The sequence below is a fragment of the Francisella salimarina genome, assembly GCF_007923265.1.
Lineage (GTDB): Bacteria > Pseudomonadota > Gammaproteobacteria > Francisellales > Francisellaceae > Francisella > Francisella salimarina.
Window position 1 is genome coordinate 122004 of record NZ_VOJA01000001.1, and the last position, 15605, is coordinate 137608.

Sequence of the window (15605 nt, forward strand, 5' to 3'; positions counted from 1 at the left end):
AATTTTAATAGCTTAATTATAACTTCTTGATTTTGTTTATGCTCTCTAGCTTCATTTTTATCTTAGATTCAAAACCAGCATTCGTAGGATTATAAAAAGCTTGACTAATATTTTTTGGCAAGTATTGCTGCACCACATAGGCGTTCGGATAATTATGTGGATATAAGTAGTTACTATCTTTGTAGTTCTTTAGATGCTGAGGAACTTCAATATTGCCCAAACTTTTAACAATCTGTTGGGCATCTGCTAGCGCCTTGTAGCAAGCATTACTTTTGGGTGCCACTGTTAAATATATAGCTGCCTGCGACAAAACCAACCTCCCCTCTGGCATACCTAACTTTTCATAAGCATTCCAAGCATCTATGGCGACTCTCAAAGCTTGAGGATCAGCATTACCGATATCTTCAGATGCTATACAGAGCATTCTTCTTGCGATAACTAGAGGATCAGCCCCATTATCTAACATTACACTCAGCCAAAATATAGCCGCATCAGGATCAGTACCTCTGACAGACTTGTGAAAGGCTGATAGTTGCTCATAGAACTCTTTACCCTCACGGTGAAAATCTCTTGATGCCTCGCCTACTGCTTGATCAAAAAGATCGCTATCAAGATGAATATTGCTAGTTCTATCACTAATCAAAAACATCCTCTCAAGCAAATTTAAAATTTTACGACAATCACCTTCACTATAGTTGTGTATAGCATTGTATAAATCATCATCAATTTCAAAAGAATGTTTTGCCAATGATTCATCCTTAGTTATAGCTCTTTGAATAAGCTTACGGGTATCTGAGATACTCAGCCTTTTCAATCGTAAAATAAATACTCGCGAAACTAGAGCATTATTTAAGTAATATGTTGGATTTTCAGTAGTTGCTCCAATTAAAATAATTTTGCCAGACTCAACATAAGGTAAAAGTAAATCCTGCTGTGATTTATTAAATCGATGAATTTCATCTAAAAATAATACAAAACTACCTAAATGTTGATTATCTGCGATTAATTTTTTAACATCTTTAACACCAGAATCAACTGCAGATAGCTCAAAAAACTCTAACTGTTTAGAACTAGCTATAATTTTAGCTAAGGTAGTTTTACCAACACCTGGTTTTCCACATAGTATCAGCGAGCAAACCCCATCTCCAGCCAAAATTTTTCTTAATGATCCATTTTTTGATAATATATGCTCCTGACCTATCACCTCCTCAATACTCTGAGGTCTTAATCGAGCTGCCAATGGAACATACTTCATATAAATAAATCCTTTTTTGATTTTAACTAAATCTTTTTATTGTCTAATCTATAACAATCTTGTACTTACGCTTAACAAGCTCATAAAGCATACCTTCACGCACAGCACCATTAGACAACTTCATTTCAGAAATTCCAAGACAGTCAAAAATAGCATACAAAATCGCCACACCACCAGCCAAAACGCTCTCTCTATCTTCTCTCAAGCCCTCAAAACGAATATGCTCAACCTCTCGTTTATCCATCATCATTGTAATCAAATCATTAAGAAAATCCTTAGTAATAGTAGAGCCTCCTGTAGTTTCTTGGCAAACACCAACAACTGATGTAATTGTCCCAGAAGAGCCTAATACACTACTCCAACCAACTTTTTTGTACTTGCGCAAAATAGGTAAGAGAATTTCTCTAGCCCTATCAGTAGCTGCGTAAAAGTTAGCAAAATCAAGCTTCTCATTACTAAAGTGATCTTTTTGCATACCTACACAGCCCATATCTAAACTACGAGCAATTAATATCTTATCACCTCTTCCAATTACAAGCTCGGTGGAACCTCCTCCGATATCTATAACTAATGTTTTTTGCTTTGCATCATGATTATCTCTAGCCCCAACATACACCAGACGTGCCTCTTCCGGACCAGAAATAATCTTAATTTTAGTCCCTAAGGCTTTATCTAATTTCTTTTTAAAACCTTTTATATTATTTTTAGCCTTTCTAAGAGTATATGTACCTACTGCTTTTACATGCTCAACTTTATATTTTTGAATTTCTTGAGCAAAAACCCCCAAGCACTCAATAGCTCTTTCTTGAGCATCTTTACTAATTGTTAAGTTATTATTAAGACCTGCTCTTAGCTGAACTTTTTGCTTTTGTTTTGATAATGTAACAACCTCACCATCAGGCTTGATTTCACTTATCAACATATGAAAACTATTTGAACCTAAATCTACCGTTGCGACTATCTTTGACATATAAAACAAAAGCTTATTTTTATAACTATCCCCATTATAAAAAAATATCTGTAAAATAGCTAAAAAAATTTGTCTAAGAAGTTTTTTTGTTTATAATAACTAGCTATTAGTTTAACTTCTTATAAAATTATCAAAAATACAGCAGAAGCGTCTGCTTAATCAGTTTTAGAATCAAAAACTTAAAGGAAAATCAAAGCATGTCAAAATGTATCGATATATTAGATAGCCAGTTCGAAAGCGAAGTATTAAATAGTGATACTCCAGTATTATTAGATTTTTGGGCTCCTTGGTGTGGTCCTTGTAAGATGCTTTCTCCAATATTAGAACAAGTTGCCGAGCATTATGGCGACAAAGTTAAAGTATGCAAAATAAATATCGATGACAACGAAGAAACAGCAATGAAATTCGGTGTGCGTGGTGTACCAACTCTTATGGTTTTCAAAGATGGCGAAAATAAAGAAACTAAAGTTGGTGTAGTACAAAAAACTCAATTAATCTCAATCGTAGACAAATATCTATAATTAGTTAGATCAGTATTATTTTTTATAAATAGAGAATCAAATGAACTTAAATGAATTAAAGTACAAATCTGTTAATGAGCTAATGGATATAGCTCAAAGTCTAGATCTTGAATCACTTCGTGCAAGAAAACAAGAACTTATCTTCTCAATTCTTAAATATCATGCAGATAAGGGTGAAGATATATATGGTGAAGGTATCTTAGAGGTTCTACAAGATGGCTACGGCTTCTTGAGATCTTCTGATAGCTCATATTTTGCATCTCCTGATGATATCTATGTTTCACCTGCTTTTATCAGAAAACTAAATCTAAGAACTGGTGATAGCATTGTTGGCAAAATTCGTCCACCTCGTGATAATGAAAAATACTTTGCAGTAAAGCATATTGACAGTGTTAACTTTGATTCACCAGAATTAGCTAGGAAAAAAATCTTATTTGAAAACTTAACTCCTGAGTATGCTAAAGAAAGGCTAACTATGGAAATAGGGAATGGTTCAAATGAAGATATTACAGCAAGAGTCATCGACTTAGCTGCTCCATTTGGTAAAGGTCAGCGTGGTCTAATTGTTGCCCCACCAAAAACTGGTAAAACAATTATGATGCAAAATATCGCAACATCAATTGCTAAGAACCATCCTGAATGTAATCTAATCATGCTACTGATCGATGAGCGTCCTGAGGAAGTTACAGAAATGCAACGCTCAGTGCGTGGTGAAGTAGTAGCATCTACTTTCGATGAGCCAGCAGCTCGTCATGTCCAGTTAGCTGAAATTGTGATCGAAAAAGCAAAAAGACTGGTTGAACACAAACAAGATGTAGTAATTCTACTTGACTCAATCACAAGACTTGCACGTGCTTATAACACTGTATCACCAGCTTCTGGTCGTGTACTATCTGGTGGTGTAGAGGCGAATGCTCTGCAAAAGCCTAAGAGATTCTTTGGTGCTGCGCGTAATACTGCTGAAGGTGGTAGCTTGACAATCATTGCAACAGCTCTTGTAGAGACTGGCTCTAAGATGGATGAGGTTATCTTTGAGGAATTCAAAGGTACTGGTAACATGGAACTTCATCTTGATCGTAAGATTGCAGAGCGTCGCGTATTCCCTGCTATTAGTTTTGATAGATCTGGTACGCGTAGAGAAGAGCTTCTTACAACTCCTGAAGAACTACAAAAACTTTGGGTACTACGCAAGATTCTTGGTGGTATGGAAGATGTTCAAGCTATGGAGTTCCTAACAGAAAAAATGAAAGGTTCATTAACTAATGAAGAGTTCTTCGAGACTATGAAAAGAGGTGCTATTTAGCATCTAAACAAATACAAAAGCTCATAATACTTCATCATAAGAAAGTTCTTTAATCTCATACTCTCCATTTTCTGAATATATCTTACATTTTTTTACAGGGTTACTATATATATGTAAAGAATATGCTGTTTCTAATCCTCTATTTTGTATACTATGTATCTCAGTGTCTTTTGCTTCATAAATGTAACCACGTTTAACTTCTGACTCAGATAGTGCCGCAAATTCATCTCTATTAAAGCCATATAAAACATTTGTTAACCTCCCTTGAATCAAGCTCACATAACATTCTTGAAGATCATGATCATGAATATAGGATCTTGATGCAGGAGGCCATCTCAGTAATAAAACCTCTATGAGAGAGTCATTATACAGTGATGTCCTAGTATATTTAACAGAATCATTACGACACAAATTCAATAAATCATCATCAATCAAGCTTATTATCTGTTTCATAAGAACTTTTAGATCATACTGGTTACTTTTACAGTATTCTTTAATCAGTTTTAGTTTATTACTCATCTTAACTATTCCAAATATCGAAGCTATCATTAATGTGTTTGACAAATTTGCCAACACCTACTTGGTACTCATCTTGACCTGATAGATCTTTTTTTAAATTAGGATAAGCAATACCAAAACCATAGACATTTTCAACTATTTCACCAGTTTCTTTATTATAGTCTCGATTATTATTTCCATTGATTTTAAGCTTTCGTCTTTCAAAACCTATTGAGTAAATAGCTTTATTGACTACTGGTAAATATCTTTTAAGATTATGTTCATTACACTTCACTCTAATTAAATTTGCCAATAAATTCTGTTCCAAAAACTCTCTTGACCATTCAGCAGCTACACCCTTTAAACCAGTATTATCATTTATAATACCGTCTGGGGTATCAACCGCATATTTTATATCTTCAATATAAAAGTTAACAATCTTTTTGACATTATTTTCAACTAATGACTTAAGAATTAAAATAGCTGAATGTGACGATCCAAAAACTGCCACCGTATCATCTGCCGATATCACTTTAGACAATCTACTTGGATCAAGAGCAATATCCAAACCGATCTCTTGTACATCTTGATATAATGCTTTCTTCGGCTCAGCACCAATTGCAACTATTGATTTATTGCTTGTTATCTTTTGACCATTATCTAATGTTATAGTTACATTTTGGTCAGTAGATTTCACATCTATAGCCAACTGATTATATATATTTACCTTAGTTATCAATACTTTTGTTGAATGTTCAAGAGGTTTTACAATATCACTGAGATAACAAGTCTGATCTTCTGGCATTTTAAAAATATCAAAATCACTTTGTCTTTTTTTCAAATCAAAAGACTCATAAGCCAGTAAGAACTCTTTAACCCTCTTTACAGAAGTATTACCTGAAACATTGCGCCATTTTTTTCCTAGATCACCAACACAGAAATCCGAACATATCCAATGAATATTTTTACCACCTACATTCTCATCCAGAAGCTTAGCTATAGCTGTTATGCCGGCTACACCTCCACCTATTACAGCCCACTGTTTTGTCATAATCAATCCTCAACCATAATACCTTTGAACTTTATTCACAAATTTATCTAACTCCCCTTTCAATAAATCATTAACACCAGCAGCTGCCTCTCTACCGCCTCCAGTGGCGAACTGTGAACAAATATCAGCCGCACCAAATGGTTTATTTTTTGGAGCTCTTAGACTTATTAGATAATTACCATTATCTTTTGTCGTTGCAATTATGATAGCTTTATCACGATACTTATTTGCCAAGTCATTACCTAAAGTCCCGCTGACTCTTCTTGCCCAAGCTTGATTAGGAAGTTTAACTAGCTTTAGCTCATCAAAACCTTGGATATCTAAACTATCTAGATTTTTACTGTCATTCTCATAGCCCTGTCTCAATTTATAAAAGCAAGAATGTTTATCAGCAATCACATCAAATGGAGTCTCATACTTTATTAACTCATGATACAAGTCAGCTGGATGATAATACAAATCATCAATCATACTTCCATAACCATTATAGTTAATCAGCATTCCTAGCTCTTTTAGTTGAGCTTTTTGCTCACTCTTCAGCTTAAGTAAATCAGCCTCACTGTCTGCTACATGATGCAAATTATCGCCATAAGCTGCCGCGATAGCCCAGAGATGATACTTTTTATCTAAACTATTACTTACTATCAGTGCGGTGCAGATATCTGCTGATGTGTTTATATGAGCTTCTAATTTTGGATTTAAGATTAGTTTATCAGCCTTATGATGATCAAAGTATGACATCTGACTGACACACTCAAGCAATCTCTCAATATCTTGATAATTCTTATCATATGAAATATCTAACACTGTCACAACTGCATCGTTAGCATCCTGATTAGAAACATTTTTACATAGAGAAATATCTCTTTTGACCCCTGTTATTAGTGTATGGCTATTACTAGCTACTGGCAATGCCTTGCGTAGTTGAATAAGTGATAATATCCCATCTGCATCACCATTGAAAATATCTATTTTATACATTAAAAACCAACCCTTTTTATGTCACTCAATAATACTAGCCAATGGATTACCATACTTATTGAGATACATTTCACCCAACAACCTAGACCCAAAAATATTTAGGTGTGTTTGATCTGCATATATAGGAACATTTTTTAGTTTATATAAGCATGTGGTTATGTCACAAAAAAAATTCGTAATATCTAGGACTTTAATACTAGGAAAATCTGCTCTTAAATCATTTATGTATGAAGTATCATCATGAATTTTATATTTTACAGATGTCATATCTATACTAACTCTATTCACCCCATCAACATACAATTTTTTTGGTGATTCAAATAGCATAGGTGTAGAAATAACAAAAACAGGTATAATATCATTATCTACAAGGTACTTAACAGTCTTTCTAACATCATCTCTCATTTCTTGTGAATCTGATAGTGCAGAGGCGGTAACCATAAATATATATCTGGGCTTATATTTACTAATTGCCTTCTGTATAACCTTTGCTCTATTTAATACTGTTCCAACTGGTGAAGCCACAAGGAATGGGGTGGATGCTTGCCCCATGTATATACCTCTTAGATTGACAGCTTGAGCCCATCGATCCATACTGTAAATAAAATTTCTTGTTGTTGAATCTCCTACAAACATAAAATCTGTATTTTTTTTATGCTTATCACCAATAGAACATGAATTACTTGATGGAATCTTAGAAGCTTGAGTTTCTCTATAAGAAAAACAATCATTATCTATAAAGTACTCAAACCCATAAAGACGATCAAACATTTTATCTTTATTATAATCCATACCATTTATCATAACATAGGTATTATGTCGTGAAGCAATATAGAATAAAACCACCGAAATAGCTACAGGAAATATAAATAAGAGGATTAGTGTCTTTTTAAATGATGTCTTAAACTTATACCTAAATGGTTTCTCCACAAATAAATAAGTCAATGTAGCTAACACAACACTTAAAGCCAGTATGATCAATTTAATCAAATGTGTCTTCTCTATACTTAAATAATTCAAATATGCAATAATTGGCCAATGCCATAAATATAATGAATATGAAACCAAACCTATAAATACAATTGGCTTAATTGATAAAAACCTATTAACTAAAGTATTATATCTTTCGTTACAACCAGCATATATATACAATACAGCTCCAACACATGCAATAACTGTCCAGTTACTTGGATAAGACACATCCTTAAACAATATTGGATACAACATAAGCAATATCGAAATAATTGATAATAACTCAAGTATTAACTTATTATTTGTTGGCTTATATCTTGTAAGATAAATAGCAAGTGCACATCCAAACAAAAGCTCAAAGGCTCTTGTTAATGGAAAATAATAAAACCTCTCATGATTAAAGTAATCATATATCTCAAAATAACTAAAATATCTAAAACAAAATAAAGATAAAACTATAAGTATTAGACTTATAATCAAATACTTATCAAAATTACTCAACGCTTGTTTATCTTTCCAACCTATTCCTATATATACGTTAAAAGCAAATATTAAAAATAAAGGCCAAAATATATAAAACTGTTCCTCAATTCCTAAAGACCATGTATGCAATAAAGGTATTACCGTCGCATCTGTACTAAAGTAACCAAAACTTAATGTCTTGAAAAAATATAAATTTGAGAATGATCCCAATGCACTTACTAACGATTTAGAGTAATTCTTTAAATCTTGTGGTAACAATATCAACCATGCAAAAATCGTAGAAAATATTAATACAGTAATTAAGGCTGGAAGTATTCTCCGCATCCGTCTTAAATAAAAGTTCTTTAATGAAAAACTTTTATTCTCTAAATCTCTAATAATAATACTAGTAATTAAAAAACCTGATATAACAAAAAATATATCAACACCCAAAAATCCAGATTTAACTAAATTTATATCAAGATGAAAAAATACTACCGATAATACCGCAACAGCCCTTAAGCCATCTATATGTTTATAATATATATTATTTTTCATTATTTACCCTGTAAAATAAATATTCGACTATTATATCAGCACATTCAAAGATTGTTTTATCCTCGGTTTCAATATGTATATCTGGATTCACTGGCTTTTGATATGGTGATGTTATCCCTGTGAAATCTGCTATTTCACCTGCTCTTGCTTTTTTATACAAACCTTTGGGATCCCTATTTTCACACTCTGATAGTTCGGTATCTATAAAAATTTCAATGAAGTTATTCTTACCAATTAGCTCTCTTGCTTGCTCTCTATCAGATATATATGGCGAAATAAATGCTGTACTAACTATAATACCAGCATCTACAAAAAGCTTCGCAACCTCAGAAATACGTCTAATATTTTCAATACGACTAGTCTCATCAAAGCCTAAATCTTTATTTAATCCATGACGAATATTATCGCCATCTAATATATAAGTATGATAGCCCTTTTGATACAGTATACGATCAACAGCATTCGCGATAGTTGACTTACCAGAGCCACTTAACCCTGTATACCAAAGCACTAAGGCTTTGTGATTCTTATGCTTAGCTCTTTCATCAGTTGAGACACTAGCATCATGCCAAACGATATTTTTGCTCACTTATATCTCCATTAATATAAAGGATAAATTATAGGTATCATAACACAGCAGGATACTACATATACGATTGAAACTGGCACTCCAGTTACGATAAAGTCCCGCCACTTATAGTTTGCAGCATTCATTACCATCAGATTAGTTTGATAACCATAAGGAGTCAAGAAACTTGCAGACGCCGCAAATGCCACCCCAAGCACCACGGGAAACACATTGATACCAACACCTAATGCTAGATTATATGCAACTGGAAACATCAATGCAGCGGCAGCATTATTGGTTATAAATTCTGTCAGTAATATTGTAGTGATAAAAATCCCTACAAATATAACTATGGCAGAATGTCCTGCTAAATATGTGCGTGAAAAATCAGCAATAGTAGCTGCTAAACCAGTATTATCCATACTCGTAGCGATACATAATGAACTAGTCACTATCAACCAAACTTCGGTAGGGAAGCTATTTTTGATCTCATTGATAGATATACTCTTAGTTAATACCAGGATACCTAATAATATAAGCATCCCTGAAAACAGCGAATCCCCAGAAAAAACAGAATAAACAATAACCGCAATAAAGCCAAAAATTACCAAAGCCTCACGCCAGCCTGTAATCACTCTTTTAGGCTCTACTCCCTTTATGACCAAGAAATTTTGGGATATATTAGCTCTACTTCTAAAATCATCGCCTGTAGCCAATAACAAAAAGTCTCCAGCTTTGATAATTAGCTTACCAAGCTTACCAGAAATTTTTTCACCATCTCTACGTACGGCAACTACAGCAGCATCAAATTTTGATCTAAACTCAATTTCTTTGAGACTTTTACCAACTATACTCGAATCTTGCTTAACAAGAACTTCTGTTAGCTGAAAAGTATCAAAACCCTCTGTTTGAGCATATAGTTTTAGACCATCAAACTGATTTAATATCGAAACTTTTTGGATATCTCCAGAAAATAATAACTTGTCTCCCTCTGCAAGAATATCATGAGGTTTAACAGGACATATCCTATCACCATTCTTGGTTATAATTTCAGCAAGAAATAAGTCCTCGAGATGTCGTAATCCAGCTTTTTCAATACTTTTGCCAATAAGTGATGATTTAGCAAGCACTTCGGCCTCAACCATATAGCTATTATAGCTATTAATTTGGGGTTCTTTTTTTGGCAGAAATTTACTAGTAAAATATAATGTTATGCAACCGAATACAGTTACCACAGCTCCGACAATTGTAAAATCAAAGAAGCCGAAACCTTTAGATCCAGTCGCAGCTGAGTACATACTACTAACAACCAGATTTGTTGAGGTACCAATCAAGGTCAAAGTACCACCCATAATAGTTGCATATGACATCGGTATCAAAAGTCGCGATGGTAGTACTGCTTTTGAGTTATTGATAGCTTTGATAAGAATAGCTACAACTGCGGTATTGTTTAGAACTGATGATGATAGTGCCGAAATACTCAAGACCTTTATTAGAGTTTTTTTCTCCGTCTTGGCAATCAGTAGATTTTGTAACTTCCGTAATACACTTGTTTTTTCAATCACTGATGCAAGTATCATGATGATTACTAATGTAACCAAAGATGCATTAGATGCATTACCTAATAGCTCTTTTTGGTTAACCCAACCAAAAGCAAAACAAGCAAACATCACCACACCAAAAATCATCAATGTCTTGTGCTGATAAAAGCACAACAACACAAGCATAACAACAATTATCAAAAATAGTAAAATAGCACTCATATAGCTAATCTCTTAAGTTTTTAGCTCCCCAATGAGGAAAATGCTTACGAACAAGATCATTTAACTCTAGCTCAAACTCTGAATAATTATTACTATCCCTTCTAATCTCGCCATCTGCAAGTGGTTTGATAATCATACCCGCACCAACAGTTGCATTAGATAATCTATCTATAACTATAAATGCTCCTGTAGCTCTATTTTTTTGATAATCATCAAAACATACAGGCTCTGACAATTTCAGCTCAACTGCACCTATCTCATTTAAATCTAATTTACCACAATCAATATCTTTTAGGGTATTTATGTCTGTTTTGTAATTAAACTTACTTACCGAACCTGTCACTTGCTTAGTCAAAAACTTGACATAATAATCTTTATTTTCTACTAGTGGTTGCTCATGCATCCAAACGATATGTGCTTTGATGTTAGGTGACACATGCGAGATAGAGTCCTTATGAACAATCATATCACCACGGCTGATATCAATCTCGTCATTTGTTGTTAGAGTCACAGCTTGCCCAGCCTCTGCAAATTCTAGGTCTCCATCAAATGTAACTATAGACTTGACTGTGGTAATCTTACCATTAGGCATAACTCTGATAGTGTCTCCCACACTAATCTTACCAGAAGCAACAGTACCCTGAAACCCTCTAAAATCTGAATTAGGTCGACAAACCAACTGTACTGGAAATCTAAATTCATCACTATCAGAATGCTCTACTTTCATCGTTTCTAAATAGTGCATTAATGCCGATCCCCTAAACCATGGCATATTTTCACTTTTAGTAACTACATTATCACCCTTTAGCGCAGATATAGGTACAAATCTAATATCTGGTATCTCAAGACTTCCTGCTAGTTTTATATAATCATCTTGGATCTCTTTATAAACATCTTGCGAATAATCCACCGCGTCCATTTTATTCACAGCTACTATCACATGCTTAATGCCCAAAAGAGAGCATATGAAACTATGTCTGCGTGTTTGAGTTTGCACACCATTTCTAGCATCTACAAGTATTATCGCCAAATCACAATTTGATGCACCTGTCGCCATATTACGAGTATATTGCTCATGCCCTGGAGTATCAGCTATGATAAATTTACGCTTATCAGTAGAGAAATATCTATAAGCCACATCTATAGTAATACCTTGCTCCCTCTCAGACTGTAGACCATCGACAAGTAACGCTAAATCAATTTGATCGCCTTGTGTACCAACTTTCTTACTATCTTCTGTAATAGCAGCTAATTGATCTTCAAAAATCATCTTACTATCATGCAAGAGCCTTCCAATTAAGGTACTTTTACCGTCATCAACACTTCCACATGTGATAAACCTTAATAATTCTTTTTGCTCATGCTGTTTTAGATACGCAAGAATATTTTCTTGAATTAATGGAGATACATGGCTCATTAAAAATACCCCTCAATTTTCTTCTTCTCCATCGAGCCGACACTATCTTTATCTATAGCTCGACCTTGGCGCTCAGATGTTTTGGTTAGTAACATTTCTTGGATAATCTCTGGTAGAGTATCAGCCTCTGACTCTACAGCTCCAGTTAGTGGATAACAACCTAATGTCCTGAATCTAACCTTTTTATTTACAGCCTTTTGTCTTAGTTCAACAGGTGTTCTATCATCATCAACCATCATCAAGATACCATCATGCTCAACTACAGGTCTTTTTTTGGCAAAATATAAACTTGGAATCTTGATATTCTCCATATAAATATATTGCCAAATATCTAACTCAGTCCAGTTTGAGAGTGGAAAAACTCTAATACTCTCACCTTTGTTTACCATACCATTATAGATATTCCATAGCTCTGGTCTTTGGTTTTTAGGATCCCAGCGATGATTTTTATCCCTAAATGAAAATACTCGCTCTTTAGCACGCGATTTCTCTTCATCACGGCGAGCACCTCCAAATGCAGCATCATACTTACCTTTATTCAAAGCTTGCTTGAGTGATTGAGTCTTCATAATATCAGTATGTTTTGCACTACCATGTGAGAATGGCCCTACACCTTGATCAATCCCATCTTGATTAATATGTACCAAAAGCTCAAAGTCATACTCTTTTGCCATATTATCTCTAAACTCTATCATTTCTTTGAACTTCCATGTAGTATCAACATGAAGCAAAGGAAATGGAATCTTACCAGGATAAAATGCCTTACGAGCTAAGTGCAATAGTACAGATGAATCTTTACCAACAGAATATAACATCACAGGATTATCAAACTGTGCAACTACTTCCCTAAATATCTGTATTGACTCATTTTCAAGTTTTTTTAGATGTGTTTGCATAATAGTAACTATTTACCTCTATAGGATTAATTATATCATCTTAAGATATTGTTCGCTATCGCTCAAATTATCTACATAATATAGTAATTCGATTGAAGAACTTATATGTCTTGGATCAAATCAACACAACATTGATTAAGTTTCTTAGCTGACTCTTCAGTAGTGGCCTCTGTATAGCACCTTAACTCTGGGGCATTACCTGACGGCCTAAGATGGACAATATCTTGATTTGTCATAGTTACTCTAACACCATCTGTAGTATCGATATTTTCAATGCTGTTTTTACCATCGAAATGAGTAGATATAACCTTATCTAAAAGATCTGACTCGCCAGCTAATATTGATTTCAGGATTTCTTGGCTTTTTTCAGTGGCAAAATCATCAATCTTACTACTTGCTGTATATCGAGATGGTAAATCAAATAAAAGTTCTGAAACTGTTTTATTAGCATTAATAGATAGCATCATCACAGCAAGCATAGGTATCACAGCATCTCTTGTAGCTAATGCTTTTAGTACTTTGCCATTTCTTGATATATCACTAGCTAATAGAAATCCACCATTTGCTTCATATCCAGCTACAGCATTTTGATTATTAGTAAGTAGCTCATTCATTGCAGCAATTACATACGGTGAGCCTATCTTAGTTCTAATCACATTATTAAAATAACCTATCTTTTCTGCTACAGTATTACTACTTACTGGTGTCGCAATAACATCAGCTTGAAGATATTTAGCTGTCAATACACCTAAAATATCGCCTTTTAACCAGTTACCATACTCATCACTAACCAGAGGCCTATCAGCATCGCCATCTGTTGATACAATACTATCAATTTCATACTCATTAGCCCACTGTTTTGCAAGCTTCACATCTTCTTGACGAATTGCTTCGGTATCTACTGATACAAATCTCTCTGAGAATCCTAGTAAGATAACCTTAGCACCTAGCTTTTCAAGAATTTCTTTGACTATCTTACGCCCTACAGACGAATGCTCATACAATCCAATAGTCTTACCCGACAAGCAATTTCGCGGGAAGAAATCTAAATATCTATCCACATACTGTACATGTGCTTGATTACAGATTTTTGGTAGTTCTACTTTTTGCAAAAACATCCCATTTTTATCAAAAGTATTATCATTAACCGTAATCACTTGGCTGACAATCATTTCCTCATCTTCTTTGAGAACTTCGCCATAAGGAGTATTAAACTTGATACCATTTCTATCTTCTGGGATATGACTACCTGTAACCATAACTGATGGTATTTGATTAGTTATACCATATAGCATCACAGCTGGAGATGGGATCTCTCCACAGTACACTGGTTCATAGCCACTATCTTTGACTGCCTTAATCACAGCCTTAGTTATCCTAGGACTACTATCACGCAGATCATGAGCTATAGCAACCTCTGAACCTTTGGTTATTGAGTACTTCTGCTCCAAAAACTGAATAAAAGCCTTAGTATATAGCCAACAAATTTTATCAGTCATTGCTACAACCAAGCCTCTAACCCCACTAGTACCGAACTTCACTCCACTAGAATTAATAACATCTTTTATAACTACTTTTTCCACACAAATCTCCCGAAATAATCTCATATACTTATAAATTTAGTTTTTCTTATAATAGTTTAACAGTCGACCTTTCAGTATTTCTAGTATTTTGGTGACATACTTAGTCGAAATACACAAATAATTTGCCTTGATACCATTTAGCTCTAGAGCTTTAATCGTTTCTTGGTTAATAATTTTTTTACTCTGCAAATTACTAGTACTAACCCCACCTACCAACATATTAATTATACATTTATTTAAATATGTATACGAAAGTCTATTTACAAGCAAGAATCTCACAAAAATCTCATAATCTGCAGCAATCTTAAAATCTAAACGGTAGACTCCATATTTCTGATAAATAGCTTTTTTGACAAAAAGTGTCGGATGCGGTGGCATAATTCCAAACTTCAATCTATTTGGAGTAAAACGCTTAGCTGAGTAATAGCGCAGGATCTTGCCATTATCATTAACAAATTTCAAATCTGCAAAAAGCATATCTTTATCATTCTGCCTAAACGTGCTCACAATATTGTCTATAACATCACTATTACTATAGCAATCATCACTATTTAAAATACCAATGATATCCCCAGTTGCTAAAGCGATACCTTTATTCATAGCATCATAGATACCATCATCTGATTCGCTCACCACTTTTGATAGTTTAGACTGATACTTTGCTAATATATCCGAAGTGCCATCATAACTACCACCATCAACTATTATATATTCAATATCCTGATAGCTTTGTGAAATTACTGACTGAATTGTCTTTTCAATAGTCTCTGCAGAATTGTAACAAACTGTAATTATCGATACTTTCAA

General features: G+C 34.0%; 14 protein-coding genes. 2 read left to right on the forward strand and 12 right to left on the reverse strand.

All coding sequences use genetic code 11. The features are described from left to right. Positions 1-16 precede the first annotated feature (16 nt). Both FQ699_RS00610 and FQ699_RS00615 read right to left on the reverse strand, forming a co-directional pair. Positions 17-1255, reverse strand: coding sequence for an AAA family ATPase (locus FQ699_RS00610; protein ID WP_146420688.1), 1239 nt, complete (start codon positions 1253-1255; stop codon positions 17-19). 43 nt (positions 1256-1298) lie between these two features. Further along, on the reverse strand, positions 1299-2225 hold the full coding sequence (locus FQ699_RS00615) for a Ppx/GppA phosphatase family protein (RefSeq protein ID WP_146420689.1): 927 nt from the start codon (positions 2223-2225) through the stop codon (positions 1299-1301). A gap of 197 nt (positions 2226-2422) precedes the next feature. Here FQ699_RS00615 and trxA point away from each other — a divergent pair, with 197 nt between their 5' ends. Next, positions 2423-2746 carry a thioredoxin gene (gene trxA / locus FQ699_RS00620; protein WP_004287297.1) on the forward strand — a complete coding sequence of 108 codons (324 nt, stop codon included), beginning with the start codon at positions 2423-2425 and terminating at the stop codon, positions 2744-2746. Positions 2747-2786: 40 nt separating this feature from the next. After that, positions 2787-4049: a transcription termination factor Rho gene (gene rho, locus FQ699_RS00625; RefSeq protein ID WP_004287296.1), complete on the forward strand. Its 1263-nt coding sequence runs from the start codon at positions 2787-2789 to the stop codon at positions 4047-4049. A 21-nt stretch (positions 4050-4070) separates the two neighbouring features. On the opposite strand, the gene FQ699_RS00630 is transcribed toward rho, so the two are convergent. From FQ699_RS00630 to FQ699_RS00675, 10 genes are all read right to left on the reverse strand, one after another. Further along, positions 4071-4568: a cysteine dioxygenase gene (locus tag FQ699_RS00630; protein WP_179951642.1), complete on the reverse strand. Its 498-nt coding sequence runs from the start codon at positions 4566-4568 to the stop codon at positions 4071-4073. A gap of 1 nt (position 4569) precedes the next feature. After that, positions 4570-5598 carry an FAD-dependent oxidoreductase gene (locus FQ699_RS00635; protein ID WP_146420691.1) on the reverse strand — a complete coding sequence of 343 codons (1029 nt, stop codon included), beginning with the start codon at positions 5596-5598 and terminating at the stop codon, positions 4570-4572. A 9-nt stretch (positions 5599-5607) separates the two neighbouring features. Then, the gene (locus FQ699_RS00640) at positions 5608-6579 is read right to left on the reverse strand and encodes a DHH family phosphoesterase (RefSeq protein ID WP_146420692.1); all 972 of its coding nucleotides are present in this window, start codon (positions 6577-6579) and stop codon (positions 5608-5610) included. Positions 6580-6600: 21 nt separating this feature from the next. Beyond that, entirely contained in the window at positions 6601-8571 is a 1971-nt protein-coding gene (locus FQ699_RS00645; protein WP_146420693.1) for an acyltransferase family protein, read from the reverse strand. After that, positions 8561-9160 (reverse strand): adenylyl-sulfate kinase, encoded by a 600-nt coding sequence (gene cysC, locus FQ699_RS00650; RefSeq protein ID WP_146420694.1) that lies wholly within the window; start codon positions 9158-9160, stop codon positions 8561-8563. The genes FQ699_RS00645 and cysC overlap by 11 nt, the downstream gene beginning before the upstream one ends. An 11-nt stretch (positions 9161-9171) precedes the next feature. Beyond that, positions 9172-10902: an SLC13 family permease gene (locus tag FQ699_RS00655; RefSeq protein ID WP_146420695.1), complete on the reverse strand. Its 1731-nt coding sequence runs from the start codon at positions 10900-10902 to the stop codon at positions 9172-9174. A 4-nt stretch (positions 10903-10906) separates the two neighbouring features. After that, complete coding sequence (cysN, locus tag FQ699_RS00660; protein WP_146420696.1) at positions 10907-12319, reverse strand: sulfate adenylyltransferase subunit CysN; 1413 nt, start codon at positions 12317-12319, stop codon at positions 10907-10909. After that, positions 12319-13215: a sulfate adenylyltransferase subunit CysD gene (cysD, locus tag FQ699_RS00665; protein ID WP_146420697.1), complete on the reverse strand. Its 897-nt coding sequence runs from the start codon at positions 13213-13215 to the stop codon at positions 12319-12321. The genes cysN and cysD overlap by 1 nt, the downstream gene beginning before the upstream one ends. A 101-nt stretch (positions 13216-13316) precedes the next feature. Further along, positions 13317-14822: a phosphomannomutase gene (locus tag FQ699_RS00670; RefSeq protein ID WP_369852894.1), complete on the reverse strand. Its 1506-nt coding sequence runs from the start codon at positions 14820-14822 to the stop codon at positions 13317-13319. A 12-nt stretch (positions 14823-14834) separates the two neighbouring features. Further along, the gene (locus FQ699_RS00675; RefSeq protein ID WP_146420699.1) at positions 14835-15605 is read right to left on the reverse strand and encodes a glycosyltransferase family 2 protein; all 771 of its coding nucleotides are present in this window, start codon (positions 15603-15605) and stop codon (positions 14835-14837) included.